Consider the following 21,848-nt stretch of genomic DNA (forward strand, 5'->3'; position numbering starts at 1 on the left):
TTTGCTTTCAAACAAATAAAATTCATTTGGACATCTAAACATCTAGAGGTTGAAATTTCTAACTATCCGTTCATAATTAGCAGTCAGATAAGTATGCTCGGAGCCAGCTATGCCCATTACAGTAAAAGATGAATTGCCAGCCATTGCAAAATTACGCCAAGAAAACGTGTTTGTAATGCCAAAAAGTCGCGCGAAAACGCAAGAGATACGCCCAATGCGTTTGGCCATCTTAAACTTAATGCCAAACAAGGTTGAAACCGAAGTGCAGTTTATTCGCTTGTTAGCTAATTCACCGCTACAAGTTAATGTTGAGCTGTTGCGCTTAGATACTCACCGCACCAGTAGTCACTCTGAGCAGCACATGGATACGTTTTATCGCTATTTTTCAGAAGTGAAAGATAATAACTACGATGCCATGATTATCACTGGGGCGCCGCTTGCTCATTTAGAGTATGACGAAGTTGCTTACTGGGACGAGCTAAAAGTTATTTTAGATTGGGCTGAGCAACATGTTACGTCTACGCTGTTTTCGTGTTGGGCGGCCCATGCGGGTCTATATCATCACTATGGTCTTAAGCGCGAACTTAAACCAAATAAATTAAGCGGCGTATTTACCCATAAAAGTTATTTTGACCATGCAGCACTCACTCGTGGTTTTGATGATACCTTTTTAGTGCCACACTCTCGCTATGGTCATATTGATATCGACAAGATCACTGCCTGCGATGATTTGGTGGTATTAGCTGGTTCTGAGCGAGTAGGTGCCTACTTAATTAAAAATAAATCAGGCAGCCAAGTGTATATTACGGGCCATCCAGAGTACGATGCACATACCCTTAAAGGGGAGTATTTGCGTGACCAAGAAAAATCAGCGGATGCACCTAAGCCAGAAAATTACTTCCCAGACGATAACCCAGACAACGAACCGTCGAAGACCTGGCAAAGCCATGCCTTTTTATTGTTTTCGAATTGGTTAAACTATTATGTGTACCAAACTACACCGTATGATATTAACTTAGTTAGCCAAGATGTAAGGACTAACAACTATGCCGAGTAATGCAGTGAATAAACGCGAACAATTAACCGAGGCGCTAAAACAGCGAATTTTAATCCTCGATGGCGCGATGGGCACCATGATCCAAGAACATAAATTAGAAGAACAGGATTATCGCGGTGAGCGCTTTAAAGACTGGCATGTACTTATTAAAGGCAATAACGATTTATTAAGCCTGACTCAGCCAAAAATCATTGCGGATATTCACCGTGCCTATTTAGAGGCGGGGGCTGATATCATCGAAACGAATACCTTTAATGCCACGACTATTTCGATGGAAGATTACGATATGGCGAGCCTTAGCCGCGAAATCAACCTCGAATCAGCGAAACTTGCACGCAGCGTCTGTGATGAGTTTGAAGCAAACGATCCTAGCAAACCGCGTTATGTAGCCGGTGTACTTGGACCAACATCAAAAACCTGCTCTATCTCTCCAGATGTAAACGACCCGGGTTACCGTAATATCAACTTTGATAAGCTGGTGGCTGCGTATGTTGAGTCGACACTGGCACTGATGGAAGGTGGGGCTGACCTTATTTTAATAGAAACCATCTTTGATACCCTTAATGCTAAAGCGGCTTCGTTTGCCGTAGAAGAAGCATTCGAGCAAGCTGGTCGTAGTTTACCGGTGATGATCTCAGGCACCATTACCGATGCCTCAGGCCGTACTTTATCAGGACAAACCACAGAAGCATTTTATAACTCAATTCGCCATATTAAACCGCTATCAATCGGCCTTAACTGCGCCCTTGGCCCTGATTTACTGCGTCAATATGTTGAAGAGTTATCACGTGTTTGCGAAACCTTTACCTCGGTGCATCCCAATGCCGGTTTACCGAATGAGTTTGGTGAATATGATTTAGAAGCCCCTGAAATGGCAAAAGAAATTATCGACTGGGGTAAATCTGGCTTTATTAATATTGTAGGTGGTTGTTGTGGCACCACACCGGCTCATATTAAGGCGTTTGCAAAAGGCCTGAGTGGTGTTAAGCCACGTCAATTGCCAGAGCTTGAAGTGCGTATGCGCTTATCGGGCCTTGAAGCGTGTAACTTAAACTAGGAAACCGACATGACTGACCAAATTGCTGTATTTACTAACGTCGGTGAGCGTACCAATGTAACTGGTTCGGCTATGTTTAAGCGCTTAATCATGGAAGAAGATTACGAGACCGCTCTTAACGTTGCCCGTGAACAGGTAGAAAATGGCGCGCAAGTGATTGATATCAACATGGATGAAGCCATGTTGGACTCAAAAGCGGCGATGGTAAAGTTTTTAAACTTAATTGCCTCAGAGCCTGATATCTCAAAAGTACCGATCATGGTCGACTCATCGAAATGGGACGTGATTGAAGCGGGCTTAAAATGTATTCAAGGCAAAGCCATTGTAAACTCAATTTCACTTAAAGAAGGTGAAGAGCCGTTCATCCGCCAAGCTAAGCTAATTAAACGCTTTGGTGCCGCAGCAGTTGTAATGGCGTTTGATGAAACAGGGCAAGCTGAAACCGCTGATCGTAAGTTCGAGATTTGTCAGCGTAGCTACAAAATTCTTGTTGAAGATATTGGCTTTCCGCCTGAAGACATTATTTTTGACCCGAACATTTTTGCTGTTGCAACGGGCATTGAAGAGCACGATAACTACGCGGTTGAGTTTATCGAAGGTACGCGCCGAATTAAGCAAGGCTTACCGCACTGTAAAGTGTCGGGTGGTGTATCGAATGTGTCGTTCTCGTTCCGTGGTAATAACCCAGTACGCGAAGCTATTCACTCTGTGTTTTTATACCACGCGATTAAAGCGGGTATGGACATGGGCATTGTAAATGCGGGTCAATTAGCGGTTTATGATGATATTCCTTTAGAGCTGCGTAAAGCCGTGGAAGATGTGATCCTCAATACCGACCCAGGTGCTGGTGAGCGACTAGTTGAACTTGCACCCAAATACTCAGGTATGGCGCAAGCGGAAAAAGTTGAAGATTTAGAATGGCGTACTTGGCCTGTTGAAAAGCGTCTTGAACATGCGCTAGTAAAAGGCATTACCGAATACATCGATGAAGATACCGAAGAGTGCCGCAAGGGCAAAGCTAAGCCTATCGAAGTGATCGAAGGCCCGCTTATGGACGGCATGAACGTCGTTGGTGACCTATTCGGCGCGGGTAAAATGTTCTTACCTCAGGTTGTTAAGTCAGCTCGTGTAATGAAGCGTGCCGTTGCCTATCTTGACCCTTTCATTGAAGCTGAAAAAGAAGAGGGCGCAACCAATGGTAAAGTGGTTATGGCAACCGTTAAGGGCGACGTACACGACATTGGTAAAAATATCGTAGGCGTGGTACTGCAATGTAATAACTACGAGGTTATCGACCTTGGTGTGATGGTGCCTGCAGAGAAAATTTTGCAAACCGCCATTGACGAAAAAGCCGATATTATTGGTTTATCAGGGCTTATTACCCCATCCCTTGATGAAATGGTGCATGTTGCCAAAGAAATGACCCGTCGTGGTTTTGAATTACCGCTACTGATTGGTGGTGCAACAACCTCTAAAGCGCATACCGCGGTTAAAATTGAGCCTCAGTATGATAAAGGTGTGGTTTATGTCAATAACGCCAGCCGCGCTGTGGGTGTGGTTTCTAATTTATTGTCAAAAGAGTTAAAGCCGGCATTTTTAGAGAAAACCAAGGCTGAGTATGAAAAAGTACGTGAACAACAAGCGCGTAAAAAGCCACGCTCAAAACCAGTTACTTTACAGCGTGCTCGTGACAACGCAGTAAAATTGGATTGGGACAACTACACACCACCTGTGCCGAAAAAGCTAGGTGTGACTGAATTTAAAAATGTTTCGATTGCGACGTTAAGACAGTACATCGACTGGACACCTTATTTCATGACGTGGTCAATCGCTGGTAAGTATCCACGTATTCTTGAAGATGAAATTGTGGGTGAACAGGCTAAAAGCTTATTCGCAGATGCTAATGCAATGCTTGATGAGCTAGAGCAATCAGGTGCACTACAACCTCTAGGTGTCATTGGTTTATTCCCTGCAAACCGAGTAGGGGATGATATTGAGATTTACACCGATGAATCGCGTACAACGCTTTTAACTACATCGTGTCATTTACGTCAGCAAACTGAAAAAACCGAGTTTGCTAACTACTGTTTAGCTGATTATATAGCGCCTAAAGGCACCCCAGATTACTTTGGTGCGTTTGCGGTTACTGGTGGTCTTGAAGAAGACGACCTTGCCGATGCCTTCGATGCTAAGCAAGATGATTACAATAAGATCATGGTTAAAGCCGTTGCTGACCGTTTAGCAGAAGCGTTTGCTGAATATTTGCATGAGCAAGTACGTAAAGAGTATTGGGGCTATGCGGTAGATGAAAACCTATCGAATGATGAACTTATTCGTGAAAACTACCAAGGTATTCGCCCAGCGCCAGGTTACCCGGCTTGTCCTGAACATACAGAGAAGAAGAAAATCTGGCAGTTACTTAATACCGAAAAGCGTATCGGCATGAAACTAACAAGTTCATACGCAATGTGGCCGGGTGCGGCGGTTTCTGGTTGGTATTTCTCTCACCCTGAAGCTAAGTACTACGCAGTGGCGCAAATTCAAAAAGATCAGGTTGAAGATTACGCTAAGCGTACCAACATGACTCTTGCAGAAGCTGAGCGTTGGTTGTCGCCTAATTTGGGCTATGAACCAGAATAATAACCTTTAGTTATTAGCTTTTGTTTAAATTAAAAACGAGCCCACAAATGGCTCGTTTTTTATGCTCATTTTTTATCATACTTTTTTCTTTTTAATTGTTTTAATACTGGCAAATTCCTTCTAATTTAAATATTTGTGTTAAAGTTATACCAATTCGCTTAATAAAGTGGTCTATTTTGAGGCAATAAAACCTCGTTGATAACAAGGCAAAAATTTCGTTATTTAGTTGTGCTCGGCAATTGCTCCTGCATTGCTCTACCTTCTGCATCCATGCAGTCGTAAATCAGAAATTTTTAACGCAGGTAGCGACAGGTTTAATCCCTCAAAATGATTAAGTATTATTGCGGATTGGTATTGTTGAGATTGATCAAGAAATCTAAGGTGAAATTGTGATTGATACAGTGAATGCAAGCGACAAAGATAAAGCACGATTTTTACGTGTTTTTGCATTTATTGGTTCGATCACTTCGTTTTTAATGGCGATCACCAGCTATCAAGATGGATACCATGCCCTTAGCTATTTATTGATTATTGGCGGCTTTGTGTTTGCCTCACCTTTCGTTATTAAAAATCGTGACGAAACCATAGCAGTACTTATGCTGTACGCTCTCTATTCGATGATGTGTTTTTTAATCGTATCAGGAGGTAGTAATGGCACGGGGCCATTGTGGTTGTTTATCGTATCTCCTGTGACCTTTTTTATTCGTGGCTTAAAGCGCGGAGCGTTCGATCTTATCTTGCTTGCCAGTATTATCTCGGTGCTTTTCTATTTTACCGATCAATTTGGTTATTACAGTTATCCGAGTCATTATTTTCCTACACGTGTCATGCTGTGTTTCTCGATTTTATGTATTTTGGGTGGCTTCTACGAATATTACCGCAACAAATACAGTTTGCAGTTAATGGAACAACTTAAGCTTAATCAAAAGCTTGCACGTACTGATGCGATGACTGAACTCGCTAACCGTCGCTACGCAACTGAGTGCTTGCAAGATAAGCGCTTTTGCGAAGGGGCTGTGTTCTTGCTGATGGATGTTGATAACTTTAAGCAAATCAACGACACCTACGGTCATCAAGTGGGCGATGAGGTGCTAATATTTTTCGCTGATGTCTTTAAAGAAGTGTGCACAGAAGAAGATGTTATTTCCCGTTGGGGCGGCGAAGAGTTCTTAATTGTGATCCCAACAGGGTATGAGCTTAGAGCCAGAAAAGTCGCTGAAAAAATCCATAAGAAGCTTGCTGAAAAGCCATTTACGAGCGGCCAGCATCGTTTTAATGTCACCTTAAGTATTGGTTTGTACGTGCGCGTTGCTGATGAGAGCGTGGATCACTGTTTGAACATTGCCGATAAACGGCTTTACCGCGCTAAATCGCAAGGTAAAAATCAAACGGTTGCTGAAGTTGATTTAGCGAAGCATGAGCCGGCTTGATAAATAAAGCCGCAATTAGCGGCTTTATTGATTGCTCAAATTAATGGCTTTTTTCAAAGTCGCTGACTTCACGCTCAGCTTCTTCCTTCGATTTACCGTATTTTTGCTGAAGTTTACCAACCAGCTCTTTACGGCTACCTTCAATTTTATCTAAATCATCATCGGTAAGGTCACCCCATTTACGTTGTGCTTTACCTTTAAGCTCTTTCCAGTTGCCTTCTAAACGATCGCTGTTCATCATAATCTCCTTACTTTGTTAAACATTCATCTTAGTAATAGCAATCGCTGTACCAACTTGGCGAATTTATTAACTGATTGATTTATAGTTGTTTTATGCTTTTACATATAATGAGTGGAATTTAAAAGTTTGCAATTACTACGTAGTTTTTAGAATCAGCCTGTAATATTTTCTGTTGCGCTAGTTTTTAGATACTTAGTGGCTTTTAGATGTATAGCGATTGATTATCCGCGTGTATTCTTCAGTTGATTTTAGTTTACGTAAGTTCTCGTTAAACTGGTCTCTTAAGGCTTCGTCTCGGAATAAAAAGCCACTGGGATTTTTGCCAAATAACGCAAATCGTTGTACAGGTTTAGAGACATCAATTTCGTCATTGATATTAATTAACGCTCGATAATAATCAAAAATTTTACCGTCCATCTGGATCACCTCGTAGCGCTCTCGATACAAAAGCTGTACTTGTGCAAGTTGATCATAGGTTTCTGCGTATTGTGGGTTTTCTCTGGCCATTGCTTGATATTCTGGTGTGAGTAATTCTTTTGCACCTTGCCATGAAAGAACACTAAAGTGTTTTAATTGTGCAATAGAGCTAAGCTGCAGGTTTTGCTTGGCCAGACTAAAAGCGAAGTTCTCGTAGCTGTAAGCAATATCTGAAAAGTAACCGCTCATTTGATGGGTTTCGATAATTTTTTCATTAATATCAGACACAACATCAACTAAGTTCTCAGTATACAAAGGGATCCGCCTTGCATAGGGAACGTAGACAAAGTGTATTTGATAACCGTGAACACCGAGTGTTGCACGAAGTAAGTCAGGAATAATACCTGTGTTGTCTTCAACCATCACCCAAGGTGGTAGTGTATTGCCAAGTGCAACCGTAATTTTTTGCTGACTAAACGCTTTTTGAAACGGGAAAACTAAAAGTAGCAAGGTGATTAAAATACGGGTGTAAATCCTGAACAAGTTAATTCCTTATTCTGATTTTTGTTTGGTCGTTTAATCAAGAATAAGTCTAAACTGGCAGAATGCAATGTTTTCACTTCTAAAGCCCGAGATAGAAAATAAGCCTATAGCCATCGCAATTTTTAGTTTTTTGATACAATGCGCGAAAAGAAAGTAAGAGATACCTAACGTGCTGCCAGTTCAAGATATTTATCAATCCCTGTTAACCACATTACAGAGTAACCCAATGGCTTTATTGCAAGCGCCACCGGGAGCGGGTAAATCGACATGGCTGCCTCTTACCCTAATGCGCGAAGGTCACTTTAAACGCATTGTTATGTTAGAGCCAAGACGACTGGCCGCACGCAATATTGCCCAGTATTTGGCAAGTCAGCAGAATGAAAAAGTCGGTGACAGTGTCGGCTTACGCATTCGTGGCGAATCAAAAGTAAGTTCTACAACTAAACTCGAAATTGTCACTGAAGGTATGCTGACGCGTATGTTGCAAAATGACCCAGAGCTTAGTGATGTTGATTTACTTATATTTGATGAATTTCATGAGCGCTCAATTGCCGCAGATACGGCTTTGGCATTTGCCCTCGAAACACAGGCGGCACTTCGCGATGATTTAAAAATCTTACTGATGTCGGCAACCTTAGATGGCGATCGTTACAGTGAGTTTTTCAGCTGTCCGATTATTTCATCACAAGGACGAAGCTACCCCATTGATGAAGTGTATATTCCACTTAAAGACGAAAGCCGTTGGCTCGATGACATACCTGCACTAATAAAACAGGCGCTTAGTGAGCAAACGGGCAGTGCTTTAGTATTTTTACCAGGGCAGCGTGAAATCATGCGCGTTCAGCAGTCTTTAAATGATTTAGGTGATAGCGTCGAAGTATTTAGCTTGTATGGTGAGCAAAATAAAAACGAGCAACAAGCTGCTATCGCGCCTGCTAAACATGGTAAACGCAAAGTGGTATTAACCACCAATGTCGCTGAAACCAGTTTGACCATTGAAGGAATACGCATTGTGGTTGATAGCGGCAAACGCCGTGCTGCCAATTTCAATTTAAAAACCGGTGTTACAGAGCTCGTTACGCAAAGTATTTCTCGTTCTTCTGCCATTCAGCGCGCTGGTCGTGCTGGGCGAATTGAGCCGGGGGTTGTGTATCGATTAGGCTCTAAACAAACTTTTGAGCGCCGTAATAGCCATGATGCGCCAGAAATTCTGACCAGTGATATTAGTCAGTTGTTATTAGAGGCAAAGCAGTGGGGGGCGTCACTTGCTGAGCTTAGCTTACTCGACCCACCTAGTAGCCAGCAGATTAAACAGGCAACGGCACTTTTGAAAATGCTCGAAGCTATTGATGAAAATGAAAAGCTAACAGCCCTTGGCAGCCAAATGCTGAGCTATGGAGCCGATATTCGCCTCTCGCATATGCTCATTAAGGCAAAGCAACTAGAGCAGCGCATGCCTGGTATTTATGTATTAGCGGGGTATTTAACGGCACTGCTTGAAAGCCGCATTAGTATGCCAGCTGATCTTAATTTGGCATTGCATAGCCAGCACAGCAAACCGCATCCAGTATTTAAGCAGCAATTAACATATTGGCTATCGCGCTTGCAACTCAAGCCGGTTAATGAGCTTAAAACAGAGCACTTGTCGCTGCTGGTGGCACTTGCCTTTCCTGACCGCCTAGCCAAAAAGCGCGGTAATGGTTATTTACTTGCCAATGGTGCGGGCGCCGACTTAAGTGAGGAGTTTTGGCATAACGATGATTATATTGCCATTGCACATATGGGCGGCCATAAAGGAAACCGTGTTTTTGCTGCTGTTGCCTTTATGCCAAGTGACCTTGAAGATGAGCTTTCGCATTTATTTACTGAGCAAACTCGCTGCGAATACGATGAAAAAGCAGGGCGTTTTATCCATCAAGATGAGCTCAAGCTCGGTGCTATCACCATAGCGAGTCAGCCAAGTAAACAGCCCCTAGATAAGAGCGAACGCACTAAAGCGTGGTTAAACTTATTTAGTAAGCAGGGGTTTTCGTTATTTAATGAACAGCCCGACAGTGAGCAGTTACTTATTCGAATGAGTTTGGCAAGTAAGCTGTTACCAGAATCATTCCCGCTTTTAAGTCATGATGAATTAATTGCCGATAACCAATGGCTTGCACCTTATTTGGATGATATTAAAAACCTTGAGCAATTAAAAAAGTTCAATTACAGCGAAGCAATTAAAAGCTGTTTTGATTGGCAGCAGCAAAGCTTATTGAATGAATTACTGCCCTTACGATTAACGGTGCCAAGTGGTTCAAATGTAAAAGTGACCTATCAGCTTGATGGCCCTGCGAAGCTCAGTGTACGCATGCAAGAAGTGTATGGTATGACCAGCACGCCTTTGCTGGCACAAGGTAAACTGCCATTATTAATGGAGCTATTATCACCAGCGAGGCGACCGCTGCAGTTAACTCAAGACTTAGCTAACTTTTGGCAAACGAGTTACCGCGATGTGCAAAAAGAAATGAAAGGGCGTTATCCAAAACATTTTTGGCCAGACGACCCAGCCACCAGCCAAGCAACTAATAAAGTAAAAAGTAAGATGTGATTTTAATGAAGCTGAGTGCTTAGCTCAGCTTCATCACTTGCCTTAGAGCTGCATGCTTCATAAACCGTTACAATTTCCAGCCTTGTTTTGGTATCCCTTTTGTTGACTGTTTAGTAGTCTAATTGAGTCATTAGTAAAAAGAGAAAGCCAGTGTCTGCAGCTATTACCCTTGCTCAATATGTTAAAAAACGAACAGGTGTGCCTCTGGGGCATAAAGATTCGCTGCGCAATATGCTGACACGCTCGCTGGGTGCGAGCTCGTTTTATCTGTTTTGGCGATATTGGAATCCGGTGTGGAGCTATTATTTATCTCGGTATGTAATGAAGCCTTGCAATGACATTATGCCGGTTTGGTGTGCGGTTGTTGTTACTTTTGCTGTCAGTGGGGCGCTGCACGATTTAGCAGTGAGTTTAGTGAAGTTAAAGCCACTATTCTTTTTTACTCCTTGGTTTACTGTGATGGGCGCTTTGGTATTAGTAAGCAAGTACAGCCAAATACAGTTTAGCTCTGCTCCTTGGTTGTTTAGAGCGCTCGCCAACATCAGCTTTATTGTATTGAGCTATTGGTTGACGAGCCACCTTTTTTAGTGCGTTATTGCGTTGCTAAGGGGTAGTCAGTGTAGCCTTTAGCACCGCCTCCAAATAGGGTATCTGGATCATGCTGAGCCAGTTCAATGCCTTGTTCAATACGCGCTGGCAGATCTGGGTTGGCAACAAACGGGCGACCAAAACCAATTAAATCAGCCCAGCCTGCGGCTAATGCTTGCTCTGCTTTCTCGTCAGTGTACTTGCCTGCATAAATCATTAGTCCAGCATAGTTCTTACGTAGCGCTTGCTTAAAACTTTGCTCCATTAAAGGCGCATCATCCCAATCAGCTTCGGCAATGTGCAGGTAAGCAACGTTGAGTTTATTGAGTACTTTTGCTGCGCCAATATAGGTTTCGAACGGGTTTTCATCGACCGTCCCATTGAGTGTTGTGAGTGGAGCAAGGCGTACGCCAACACGCTCAGCGCCAATTTCATCACATACCGCTTGTGTCACTTGTTGTAAAAAGCGTAAGCGGTTTTCTAAACTGCCGCCGTATTCATCGGTGCGTTGGTTCGACTCTGAATCAATAAATTGATTAATTAAGTAACCATTGGCAGCATGAAGTTCAATACCATCAAACCCTGCATCTACAGCATTACGGGCAGCTTGACGGTATTCGTTTATAACCTGTTTGATGTCGTCGTGGCTCATTGCGCGTGGCTGTGCTGTGGCAACAAAATCGGGTTTGTCATCTTCATCAATAAAAACTTTGACGTCTTTAGCTGCAATCGCTGATGGCGCAATTGGTTGCTCACCACCTGTGTTACTTGGGTGAGATACGCGGCCAACATGCCAAAGCTGAGCAAACATAATGCCACCAGCTTGATGAACTTTGTCGGTTACTTTTTTCCAGCCAGCAATTTGCTCGGCAGTATAAATACCCGGTGTCCAAGCATAGCCCTTACCTAGGGCTGATATTTGTGTGCCTTCGCTAATAATTAAGCCGGCGCTGGCACGTTGTGCATAGTAGTCGGCCATTAACTCATTGGCGATATCACCCGGTTGTGATGAGCGAGAGCGAGTCATTGGTGGCATGACAATGCGGTTTTTTAGTGTGTGACCGGCAAGTTGTACGGTATCGAATAATTTGTTCATTACGGCTCCTTGAAAGCGAATATGCTTTCAGCATAACGAAAATTATTTATGAAATTAATGCCACTAATCACAAAACACTTTTGTTAAAATTGCAAAAAACTACAGCGTTAACCTGGGTGCTATAAAGTCTAAAAACGCTAATACTCGTGATGAAACACCACTGTTTTGATAATACACCGCATGCACTTTTTCGCGGCGATTAGGGCTCAGTACCTCGCCTTCGAGCACTTTTACTAAACTGCCTGCTTTTAAATCTTCGTTGATCATAAATTCCGACAACAAGGTAATGCCGTGACCTTGAATACAAAGCTGGCGCACAGTTTCACCACTTGATGCACTGATTGAAAATTTTAGGTCTAAAGGCGTGGTTAGCGGCCAGTGATTTAAATGCGGCGCATCGGTAAAACCAATAAGCTGGTGCGAGGCTAAGTCGGTTAACTCATTTAAAGGTGATGAAGTCTTTAAATAATCCGGGCTGGCAACGAGCTGTAGTTTGCTAACTCCCAAAGTGCGCGCATGCAAGTTTGAGTCAGCAAGCTCGCCAATACGAATAGCAATATCGGTTTTATGCTCAAGCAAATCGATAATGTTGTCGTGGCTGGTGATCTCAAGTTTTATGTCAGGATAAGCTTGGTTAAAGGCTTTTAAATGTGGCGCTAATTGGTGAAACACAAAAGGACTTGCAGCATCGACTCTTAATTTTCCTGATGGGGCGCAGTGTAGAAGCTTTAAGGCTTCTTCGCCTTGTGCAAGCTGACTCAGTGCTTCTCTAGCATAGCCTAAAAATAACTGACCTTCTTCGGTCAGCTCAATGCGCCTTGTGGTGCGGTTGAATAAGGTAACGTTTAATGATTTTTCAAGCCGAGTTACCGCCCGTGATATTTTTGCAACTTGCTCATCTAAGGCATTGGCTGCACTTGAGAACCCGCCGGTGTCAACCACGCTAATAAATGCTTCTAAATCTTGGGTGTTGGAGATCACGCTCATGGTTTTACCTTTTCATTTTTGACAAAAGTATTTTGTCACTACTGCTATTTTTTGCAAATTTAATTTTAGCCACAATAGCCGCACTTTCAAAATTAAACAGAGGATATGTGATGCCAATAGCATTACTTGCGTTAACTCTCAGTGCGTTTGCCATAGGCACCACTGAGTTTGTGATTGTCGGCTTAGTGCCAACTATCGCTAATGATTTAGCGGTTTCGTTACCGAGTGCCGGGCTACTTGTTAGCTTGTACGCATTAGGGGTTGCGGTGGGGGCGCCAGTATTAACCGCGCTTACCGGACGCTGGAATCGAAAACATGTATTACTTAGCTTAATGAGCCTATTTGTAATCGGTAATTTACTGGCTTGGCAAGCACCTAGTTATGGTAGCTTGATCACCGCAAGGATTTTAACAGGCCTTGCCCATGGGGTGTTTTTCTCAATTGGTTCAACCATCGCTACTGGGCTTGTCAGTAAAGATAAAGAAGCCAGTGCTATTGCGATTATGTTTACTGGTTTAACGGTTGCATTAGTAACCGGTGTGCCATTAGGGACTTGGATTGGTCAGCACTTTGGTTGGCGAGCGACCTTTTTAGTGGTGTCTTTACTGGGCTTAATTGCACTTGTTGGTAGCGCGTTTTTAATTCCGAGCAATTTAAAGCAAAGTAAACCGGCTACTTTGAGTGAGCAATTAAAAGTAATGGTGCAGCCTAGGCTTTTACTCGTGTACTTGATGACCATACTTGGTTATGGTGGCACATTTACTGCCTTTACCTATTTAGCGCCTATTTTAGAGCAGCAAACTGGATTTGCATCAGCCACCATTAGTTTAATTATGCTGGTATATGGGGTATCGGTTGCTGTTGGCAATATCTACGGCGGTAAATTAGCCGATAAAAAAGGCCCCATTAGTGCGCTGACTATTATCTTTAGTGCTTTAAGTATTGTGCTGTTAGTGCTGACCTTTACCATGCAATCTAAAGTCACTGCGGTACTGACCATACTTGTATGGGGGGCATTTGCGTTTGGTAATGTGCCTGGGCTGCAAGTTTATGTGGTTAAACTTGCCGAAAAGTTTACACCCAATGCCGTCGATGTGGCCTCTGGGTTAAACATTGCTGCGTTTAATATCGGTATTGCGCTGGGCTCAGTGTTAGGTGGCATTGTCGTTGAAAACTACTCATTGCAAGACACTGCTTGGATTGGTGCTATCATCAGTTTAGCGGCGCTAATTGCAACACGATACAGCGGTTATTTAGATAAACGTGAGATCATAAAGCCACAAACAGCTTAAAACTAAATTGTTGATAGTTCGATGCTTTGTCGTTATTTTAGGTGCGTAGTTTGATTATTAGTCATTAACTAAAACCACAAGGAATAACGATGAAGCCCCTTTATTTTCTAGCTATTTGTTTGCTAAGCACATTTAGCAGCCAAGCAAAGCAAGCTAACCCAGAGCTCACAGCATTAGCACAGCAGTACTTTAATACCATGGTTGCAACACAAGCACCCAATGCCACCAACAAAGAATTAGAAGCCTTTTTAGCTTTATTAACTGACGATGTAGCAAATCAACACTTACCTTATCAAACAGATGATTCAAGAGAGCCAGATGGCAAAGCGATGATGCGTAAAGGCATGACTTTTTACCTTGGGGCGCACACTGAATACCAAGCAAACTTACTCGATACCTTTATTTTTAATGATTCTGCCATTGCTTTGCGTTATACCCATCACGCTAAAGGTATACACCCACAAAACCAGCAAGAAATTGAATACACGCAAACCATTATGGATGTGCTCGAAATCGAAGATGGCAAGATAGCGGTGATTCGTAAATACCACGAATGAGCTTAGCTTAACTTTTAGCCTAAAATGAGCGCTTTTATAAGCGCTTTTTTATTAAAAATACGCCTGCAATAAATTTTCTCTTTTTTCCGCATTTCAGCTTAAATTCATACTTTTTAGGCTTTATTTTGAATAAATTTAAAACTTTTTTATATTCCGGATAATAAACGTAAGAACAGTGGGTTAGCTTAACTTACGAGTGTAGCTTTGCGGTTGTTTACAATTTGTCAACCTTGAATTGCCATGCTCATTACCTTAACCTTTATTTTAATTGAACGTTCAATCAATAAAAAATTATGCCGAAAGTTGGAATGGAACCTGTTCGTCGTCAGCAGTTAATTGACGCCACAATAGAGTCGGTTGCAGAGCTTGGTTTGCAAGGCACCACCATAAATAGCATTAGTAAAAAGGCAGGCTTATCGTCTGGCATTATCAGTCATTATTTTGGTGGTAAGCAGGGCTTAATTGAAGCCACTGTGCGTTATTTATTGACGAGTTTAAAGCAAGCTCTGATGAATCAAGTAACGCCGCATACTAGCCCAGAGCAACGATTAATGTTTATCGTTGAAGCAAACTTTTCGCGTATTCAGCAGCAAAGCAATAACACCAAAACTTGGTTGAGCTTTTGGGCGCATTCTATGCACGACGCCCAGTTGCATCGCTTACAAAACGTAAATAGTAAACGTTTATTTAGTAACTTATTAAGCTCATTCAAACAGTTAATGAGCGATAGTGATGCCAACTTAGCTGCTGAGTTAAGTGCAGCCATGATCGATGGTTTATGGCTAAGAGCCGTATTAAGTAAGTCAGACCAAGATCAATTCGAACATTGTGAGCAATTAGCTAAAGACTACATTCGTTCACTGATAAAACAGTATGGAGCCTAAAATGACCACACCTGTTTACGAAAATTTTATTAATGGCCATTTTTTAAAGAATCAAACTGGCGATACCTTTGCAGTTAAGAATCCTGCAACGGATGAAGTAATCTATCACGTTGAAATCGCTGATGAGTTTATTCAAAACGCGTCAATCGAAAGCGCAAAACAAGGGTTTGCAGCGTGGTCTGCAATGACGCCAATTGAGCGTAGCCGTATTTTATTAAAAGCCGTGGCAATCTTACGCGAGCGTAACGATGAACTGGCAAAAGTAGAAGTACTTGATACGGGTAAGCCTTGGCAAGAAGCCGAGTGTGTCGATGTTGAAACTGGCGCCGATGTTATCGAATATTTTGCTGGTCTTGCTCCTGCACAAGTGGGTCAGCAACAAATGGTTGGCAATGATTTTTACTACACTCGTAAAGAGCCTTTAGGTATCTGTGCCGGTATTGGTGCATGGAACTACCCACTACAAATTGCTTGTTGGAAATCAGGCCCAGCACTGGCTGCGGGTAATGCGGTTATTTTTAAACCTTCAGAAGAAACACCACTTGGTGCAATTAAACTTGCAGAGATTTTCATCGAAGCGGGTGTACCTGCTGGCGTATTCAACGTCGTGCAAGGCGCTGCTGAAGTAGGGCAATGGTTAACAGCAAACCCAAATATTGAAAAAGTGTCTTTCACTGGTGAAGTAGGCACAGGCAAAAAAGTAATGGCAAGCGCTGCTGGTTCACTTAAAGATGTGACCATGGAGCTTGGTGGTAAGTCACCGTTATTAGTATTTGATGATGCCGATGTATCACAAGCTGTTAGTGCGGCAATGCTAGGTAATTTTTATACGCAAGGCGAAATCTGCACTAACTGTACGCGCATTTATGTGCATAAAAATGTTTATCAGCAGTTTATTGATGAGCTGAAAACACGCACTGAGCAAAATATTATTGCTGGCGACCCAATGGATCCTGAGGTGAATTTAGGGGCGCTTATCTCTAAAAAGCATCAAGAGCTTGTACTTGGCTATATCGATAAAGGTATTCAAGAAGGCGCAACCTTATTAACCGGCGGTAAGGCACTATCACCAGCATCTGCTCCAAACGGCTACTTTGTGGAACCGACCGTTTTTGTCGACTGTAAAGACGACATGACCATAGTTAAAGAAGAGATCTTTGGCCCGGTAATGAGCGTGTTGGTGTTTGATGATGAAGATGACGTTATTCAGCGTGCAAACGATACCCACCTTGGCTTAGCCGCAGGCGTGTTCACTAAAGATATTCAGCGTGCACACCGCGTGATCCACCAGTTACAAGCCGGTATTTGTTGGATAAACAGCTATGGTAATTCACCTGCAGAAATGCCCGTAGGTGGTTACAAGCAATCAGGTATCGGCCGTGAAAACGGTATCGAAACTTTAGATCACTATACCCAAACTAAATCGATTTATGTGGGTATGAGCAATATAGAGAGTCCATTTTAATGAGTACACAGAACTATGATTACATCATAGTCGGTGCTGGCTCAGCAGGCTGCGTGTTGGCAAACCGACTATCAGCAGACCCTTCCAATAAGGTGTTATTACTTGAAACGGGTGGTAGTGATAAAAGCATTTTTATAAAGATGCCTACCGCGCTATCAATCCCAATGAATACTGACAAATATGCATGGCAATTTCATACCGAGCCAGAGCCATATTTAGATAACCGTCAAATGCACTGCCCACGAGGTAAGGTGTTAGGTGGCTCATCATCGATTAACGGCATGGTCTATGTACGTGGTCATGCCAAAGATTTTGATGAGTGGCAGCAACACGGCGCTAATGGTTGGGATTATCAAGCATGCTTACCGTACTTTAAACGTGCAGAATCATTTTACTTAGGTGGTAACAATTACCGTGGCGATAACGGTCCATTAGGGGTTAATAACGGTAATGAAATGGCTAATCCGCTTTATAAAGCCTTTATCAAAGCGGGCCAACAAGCAGGTTATGCGCAAACTGATGACTACAATGCAGCCCAGCAAGAAGGTTTTGGGCCAATGCATATGACAGTTAAAGATGGCGTAAGAAGCTCTGCTAGCCGTGAGTATCTAGACCCAGTTAAGTCACGTAAAAACTTAACGCTAGTCACCGGTGCTTTAGCTGAAAAAGTTTTGCTAGAAGGCAAAAAAGCCGTGGGCGTTGAGTATTCAGTATCTGGCTCTAAGCAGCAAGCATTTGCAGCAAAAGACGTTATTTTAAGTGCGGGCCCAATTGGTTCACCGCATATTCTGCAATTATCAGGTATTGGTGATAAAGACATCCTGAGCGAAGCGGGTGTTGAGGTTAAACATCACTTACCAGGTGTTGGCCAAAACTTACAAGACCACTTGGAGTTTTACTTCCAATATAAGTGTAAGCAACCAATTACTTTAAACGGCAAATTAGGCCTTGTTTCAAAAGGGCTAATTGGGGCTCGTTGGTTATTAAATCGCTCAGGTTTAGGGGCGACTAACCATTTTGAATCATGTGCATTTATTCGCTCAAAACCGGGTGTTGAATGGCCAGATATTCAGTATCACTTTTTACCAGCAGCCATTCGTTATGACGGTAAGAGTGCCTTTGATGGTCATGGTTTCCAAGTTCATGTTGGGCATAACAAACCAAAAAGCCGTGGTGCAGTAACGATTAAGTCGGCGGATCCTCAGGTTGCGCCTAAGATCCAATTTAACTACTTACAGCATCAAGATGACATTGAAGGCTTTAGAGCTTGCGTACGTCTAACTCGCGAGATTATTGAGCAAAGTGCGTTTGATGAATATCGCGATGGTGAAATTCAACCCGGTAAAGATGTTCAAAGCGATGAAGAAATTGATGCGTTTGTTCGTCAAGCGGTTGAGAGTGCTTACCATCCGTCATGTTCGTGCAAGATGGGTGAAGATGAGATGGCCGTGGTTAACTCGCAAACTCAAGTACACGGTATCGAAGGTTTACGGGTTGTGGATTCATCTATCTTCCCAACCGTTCCAAACGGTAATTTAAATGCGCCAACCATTATGGTGGCAGAAAAAGCGGCGGACCACATTTTAGGTAAGCCTGTGTTATCGGCATCAACTGCAGATGTTGCCATGGAAAAACAATGGCAATCAACGCAGCGTAGTTCGGAGATCTAATAAGGCCACCCGCAGTTTCGGCTGTGGGGCTTGCAGTGGCGCGCATCACGAGTTGTTTGTGGTGCGTTAATGCGAGGAATAAAACTGGAGAAACAATGAAGTATTATTACTTATTTTGGGGGGGTAACTATGACCTTTTGGCTTAGTGCTGGCATCATTTTTACCCTGTTAGCAATTGCGGTTATTTTATTTAAATGGGGTACGGTTAGGTGTGTTGGCGTCACACCGGTTAGAACGTTTACGTTCATTGCAATTTTATTTACATCGGGCCTAGATGTTGGCTTGATTATGTTTCCACTGACAGAGTTTGCAGGTTATGCAGACATAAAAGCAAGCCCAGAGTATGCGTTTGCCAATCCATTAGCCATCGAGTTTGGCTTTTGGGGCTTCTTGATCTGGGGATTTTATTTCCTTACGTGCTTTTATTTCTGCGTAATAGAACCCAAAGTAAAGTTCTTTGAAATTGCTTGGGTAAGACTAATTAATAACATCGTTATTATTGGTACATGCGCATTTACTGCATTTTTACTGCTGTCGAATTTACCTTGGTACCTGCCGTCGCTTGGTGATGGTGAGTCAATTATTCCGACATTCTACTTAATGGTGTTTGCAGCGATTTGTTTTGCTGTTTATTCGAGCACAGACATTAAATATGTACGCTTTTTAAGTATTTCTACTACTTGGTTGTTTATCGCTTTAATCGCATTTATGTGGTTCGGTGCCTTTGTGGGTTCTGATGCACAAACATCAGCATTTGTTGATAACCTTACTTTAATCGGTGGTTACTTTGGCAACATCAATGAGTTTGTATTACCACTAAATGATTACCATGCCTTCTACCTGTTTTGGTGGTTTGCTTGGAGCATCATGATTGGTCAATTTACTTCGCGCTTTGTGGGTGGTTTAAAAACTTACCAAGTGCTGGCGGCTATGTTGATTTTCCCGTCTATTCCAATCGCTATCTGGTTTAGTGTTTTGTATCAATATCATGAAGCGGGTATTGCAACAGCAGGCCTGAAAAACATCGCTATGGTGTTTGTTGGTGTGGTGTTTGTGATCAACTCACTTGATTCTTTGATCCGTTTATACACAGATAATCTAAACTTAACGGTGAAACGTTTAGGTAAATTTAATTATATTGCCTTAAATGTGGTGGCGCTTTCATTGTTAACCCTGTTGTTTAAGTTCGACTTTTTACAGATCCAATGGGTTGGTGCGCTCGTTATTGCGTTATTTTTCGGCTGTGCTGCGTTTATTGGCTACAGCAAGTTAAAAACAGTGAAAAATATCGAAGGTTCACCAAAAGACAATAAATTAGATTACACAAAAATAGAAACAGTTAGCTAAGGGAAACCAACATGACAACAAGACAAACAGTATTAGCAGCAGCGTTGCCATTGGCATTACTGTCGACATCAGCCATGGCTGACTTATCGACTACGGTTACATTGGCATCGGATTACACCTTCAATGGTGTAAGCCAAACCATGAATGACCCCGCGATTCAGGGTAGCTTAGATTATGCCTTTGCAGATTCAGGTATGTATGTAGGTACGTGGGCTTCAAATGTAGATTTTGGCGAAGGCACCGACATCGAGTGGGATGTGTACTTTGGTAACTATGCTGAGTTAACCGATGCTCTTAGTGTTGATTATGGTATTGCCTACTACTCGTATCATGGTGAAGATCACTCGAGCGATGGTAATTATCCAGAGGTGTATTCGAAATTTGGTTACGACAGCAGTATAGGCCAAGTAGAATTTAACTTGTGGTATAGCTGGGATTATTTTGGCACCGGTGCAGGCCATTTAATTTACATGGTCGCTCACACATTTGAAGTTGCACCAAACCATGCTTTTCGTGCTAGTTTTGATGTTTCTAACTCATTAGATGGCGATAAGTTTAGCTGGGATGGCAGTGATAAGTCATACAAGCATTATCGTTTAGCGTATCAAACGAGCTATGCGGGCTTTGATATTGAAATTGCAGGTGAAAATACCAGCATTGATTCTGAATATGCAGATGAGCGAATCGTTGCGTCAATTTCTCGCAGCTTTGATTTATAAGTAGGGCTTTATTAGCACAGCTTTAATAAAAACGGCTAACCAAGGTTAGCCGTTTTTTATGTCTAGAAAATGAGTATTAAATCTCTTCGCCTTCGTGTTGCATCGCTAAATCATCAAGCTCCGCAAGGGTGTAATCAAAACCACTGGTATCGACTTCGTAGCGTATTTTCACGCCAAAACCACCTTGGCAAAGGGTCGCAGTGACTTTAGCCACTGACCAATGCTTAAGCTTGTTTAAAAACCGATTGGCGGTTTGCTGTGAGTCAAAGCGATAACTGACTTGCGATTCCATCTCTTTTCTAGCCTAAAATTTTTTCGAGAGTGTATGAAATTGCTCTGTTTAAATCAATTTCTCATTGAAAAACGCCAGTGTGCGCTGCCATGAAAGCTCTGCCTGTTTTTCATCATAACGAGAGGTAGAGTCGTTATGAAAGCCATGGTTTGCCTTTTCATACATATGCATAGTGTAAGGCACTTGATGCGCTTTTAAGTCGCTCTCGTATTCTGGCCAAGTTGCATTAACGCGGTTATCAAATTCAGCTAAGTGTACAAGTAGCGGGGCTTTTATATTTTGTCTCAGCTCTTTAACAGCTGGAGTGCCGTAATAGGGCACGCCCGCATTAATTAATTTGCTATCAACTGCTGCTAGGTAGTTAACCATATAACCACCAAAGCAAAAGCCTACCGCACCGAGTTTGCCATTACTATTTGGGTGTCTTTTTATGTATTCAGCTGCGGCAATAAAGTCTTGTTGGATTTTTTCTTTATCCATAGAGCGCTGCATTGCGCGACCTTCATCGTCATTACCAGGATAGCCACCAAGAGGGTGTAATGCATCTGGCGCAAAGGCAATAAATCCAGCTTTGGCAAGGCGGCGAGCAACATCTTTAATATAAGGGTTTAAGCCTCTGTTTTCGTGGATCACTAACACTAATGGGTGCTTACCCGTTAAGTTAGCGGGTTCGACTAAATAACCTTTACCTTCGCCATGGCCTTTAAACGAGTCAAAGGTTTTATAGCTGGCTTTGATATCAGGGTCATTAAAGGACACTTGCTCAGCTAATGCGTAGTTTGGCAGTAAAGCGCTACTTAGCATTGCCATTGAATAACCAAGGGCGACTAAGCCACCCAGTTTTTTCATAAAGGTACGGCGGTCCATCAAGCCATGGGCGTATTCATCGTACCAATCGAAAGCTTCTTGGGGAATGTGGTTATGGCGTTGCTCAGTCATACTTATATCCTTTAAAAACGAGTTAGGTTTATAACTT

At 42.5% G+C, this 21,848-nt stretch carries 19 protein-coding genes; 13 read left to right on the forward strand and 6 right to left on the reverse strand.

Annotation, left to right across the window (positions count from 1 at the left end):
• The first annotated feature begins 109 nt into the window (after positions 1-109).
• From NH153_RS17580 to NH153_RS17595, 4 genes are all read left to right on the forward strand, one after another.
• Positions 110-1,057 carry a homoserine O-succinyltransferase gene (locus NH153_RS17580; RefSeq protein ID WP_063706332.1) on the forward strand — a complete coding sequence of 316 codons (948 nt, stop codon included), beginning with the start codon at positions 110-112 and terminating at the stop codon, positions 1,055-1,057.
• A complete protein-coding gene (locus tag NH153_RS17585; protein WP_063706335.1) occupies positions 1,047-2,114 on the forward strand; it encodes a homocysteine S-methyltransferase family protein in 1,068 nt (355 codons plus the stop codon). Before NH153_RS17580 ends, NH153_RS17585 begins: the two co-directional genes overlap by 11 nt.
• 9 nt (positions 2,115-2,123) lie before the next feature.
• Positions 2,124-4,754: a methionine synthase gene (gene metH, locus NH153_RS17590; protein ID WP_063706337.1), complete on the forward strand. Its 2,631-nt coding sequence runs from the start codon at positions 2,124-2,126 to the stop codon at positions 4,752-4,754.
• A 389-nt stretch (positions 4,755-5,143) separates the two neighbouring features.
• Positions 5,144-6,184: a GGDEF domain-containing protein gene (locus NH153_RS17595; RefSeq protein WP_082874102.1), complete on the forward strand. Its 1,041-nt coding sequence runs from the start codon at positions 5,144-5,146 to the stop codon at positions 6,182-6,184.
• A 40-nt stretch (positions 6,185-6,224) separates the two neighbouring features.
• Here NH153_RS17595 and NH153_RS17600 read toward each other — a convergent pair whose 3' ends face one another.
• Together NH153_RS17600 and NH153_RS17605 are read right to left on the reverse strand one after the other, a co-directional pair.
• Positions 6,225-6,422 (reverse strand): CsbD family protein, encoded by a 198-nt coding sequence (locus NH153_RS17600; RefSeq protein WP_054562286.1) that lies wholly within the window; start codon positions 6,420-6,422, stop codon positions 6,225-6,227.
• A gap of 195 nt (positions 6,423-6,617) precedes the next feature.
• Positions 6,618-7,385 carry a substrate-binding periplasmic protein gene (locus NH153_RS17605; RefSeq protein ID WP_082874103.1) on the reverse strand — a complete coding sequence of 256 codons (768 nt, stop codon included), beginning with the start codon at positions 7,383-7,385 and terminating at the stop codon, positions 6,618-6,620.
• Positions 7,386-7,554: 169 nt separating this feature from the next.
• Between NH153_RS17605 and hrpB the strand changes: the two genes are divergently transcribed.
• Positions 7,555-9,975: an ATP-dependent helicase HrpB gene (hrpB, locus tag NH153_RS17610; RefSeq protein WP_063706340.1), complete on the forward strand. Its 2,421-nt coding sequence runs from the start codon at positions 7,555-7,557 to the stop codon at positions 9,973-9,975.
• Positions 9,976-10,125: 150 nt separating this feature from the next.
• Positions 10,126-10,563: a membrane-bound O-acyltransferase family protein gene (locus tag NH153_RS17615; protein ID WP_063706342.1), complete on the forward strand. Its 438-nt coding sequence runs from the start codon at positions 10,126-10,128 to the stop codon at positions 10,561-10,563.
• Positions 10,564-10,567: 4 nt separating this feature from the next.
• Here NH153_RS17615 and NH153_RS17620 read toward each other — a convergent pair whose 3' ends face one another.
• Complete coding sequence (locus NH153_RS17620) at positions 10,568-11,659, reverse strand: alkene reductase (RefSeq protein WP_063706344.1); 1,092 nt, start codon at positions 11,657-11,659, stop codon at positions 10,568-10,570.
• Between the two features lie 99 nt (positions 11,660-11,758).
• The gene (locus NH153_RS17625) at positions 11,759-12,646 is read right to left on the reverse strand and encodes a LysR family transcriptional regulator (protein ID WP_063706346.1); all 888 of its coding nucleotides are present in this window, start codon (positions 12,644-12,646) and stop codon (positions 11,759-11,761) included.
• Positions 12,647-12,756: 110 nt separating this feature from the next.
• Here NH153_RS17625 and NH153_RS17630 point away from each other — a divergent pair, with 110 nt between their 5' ends.
• The 7 genes from NH153_RS17630 (at position 12,757) to NH153_RS17660 (ending at position 20,580) form a co-directional block, all read left to right on the forward strand.
• Positions 12,757-13,938: an MFS transporter gene (locus NH153_RS17630; protein WP_063706348.1), complete on the forward strand. Its 1,182-nt coding sequence runs from the start codon at positions 12,757-12,759 to the stop codon at positions 13,936-13,938.
• Positions 13,939-14,027: 89 nt separating this feature from the next.
• Entirely contained in the window at positions 14,028-14,495 is a 468-nt protein-coding gene (locus tag NH153_RS17635) for a nuclear transport factor 2 family protein (RefSeq protein ID WP_063706350.1), read from the forward strand.
• A gap of 293 nt (positions 14,496-14,788) precedes the next feature.
• Positions 14,789-15,379 carry a transcriptional regulator BetI gene (betI, locus tag NH153_RS17640; protein ID WP_063706352.1) on the forward strand — a complete coding sequence of 197 codons (591 nt, stop codon included), beginning with the start codon at positions 14,789-14,791 and terminating at the stop codon, positions 15,377-15,379.
• A 1-nt stretch (position 15,380) separates the two neighbouring features.
• Positions 15,381-16,844, forward strand: a complete 1,464-nt coding sequence (gene betB / locus NH153_RS17645) for a betaine-aldehyde dehydrogenase (protein WP_063706355.1) — start codon at positions 15,381-15,383, stop codon at positions 16,842-16,844.
• Entirely contained in the window at positions 16,844-18,514 is a 1,671-nt protein-coding gene (gene betA, locus NH153_RS17650) for a choline dehydrogenase (protein WP_063706357.1), read from the forward strand. Before betB ends, betA begins: the two co-directional genes overlap by 1 nt.
• 129 nt (positions 18,515-18,643) lie before the next feature.
• Complete coding sequence (locus tag NH153_RS17655; RefSeq protein ID WP_063706359.1) at positions 18,644-19,861, forward strand: hypothetical protein; 1,218 nt, start codon at positions 18,644-18,646, stop codon at positions 19,859-19,861.
• Between the two features lie 11 nt (positions 19,862-19,872).
• Positions 19,873-20,580 carry a TorF family putative porin gene (locus tag NH153_RS17660; RefSeq protein ID WP_063706362.1) on the forward strand — a complete coding sequence of 236 codons (708 nt, stop codon included), beginning with the start codon at positions 19,873-19,875 and terminating at the stop codon, positions 20,578-20,580.
• A 76-nt stretch (positions 20,581-20,656) separates the two neighbouring features.
• On the opposite strand, the gene NH153_RS17665 is transcribed toward NH153_RS17660, so the two are convergent.
• Together NH153_RS17665 and NH153_RS17670 are read right to left on the reverse strand one after the other, a co-directional pair.
• Positions 20,657-20,872: a hypothetical protein gene (locus tag NH153_RS17665; RefSeq protein WP_063706364.1), complete on the reverse strand. Its 216-nt coding sequence runs from the start codon at positions 20,870-20,872 to the stop codon at positions 20,657-20,659.
• 48 nt (positions 20,873-20,920) lie between these two features.
• A complete protein-coding gene (locus tag NH153_RS17670) occupies positions 20,921-21,811 on the reverse strand; it encodes a dienelactone hydrolase family protein (protein WP_063706367.1) in 891 nt (296 codons plus the stop codon).
• Positions 21,812-21,848 lie beyond the last annotated feature (37 nt).

The organism is Pseudoalteromonas gelatinilytica (assembly GCF_001641615.1).
In the GTDB taxonomy this organism is placed as follows: domain Bacteria; phylum Pseudomonadota; class Gammaproteobacteria; order Enterobacterales; family Alteromonadaceae; genus Pseudoalteromonas; species Pseudoalteromonas gelatinilytica.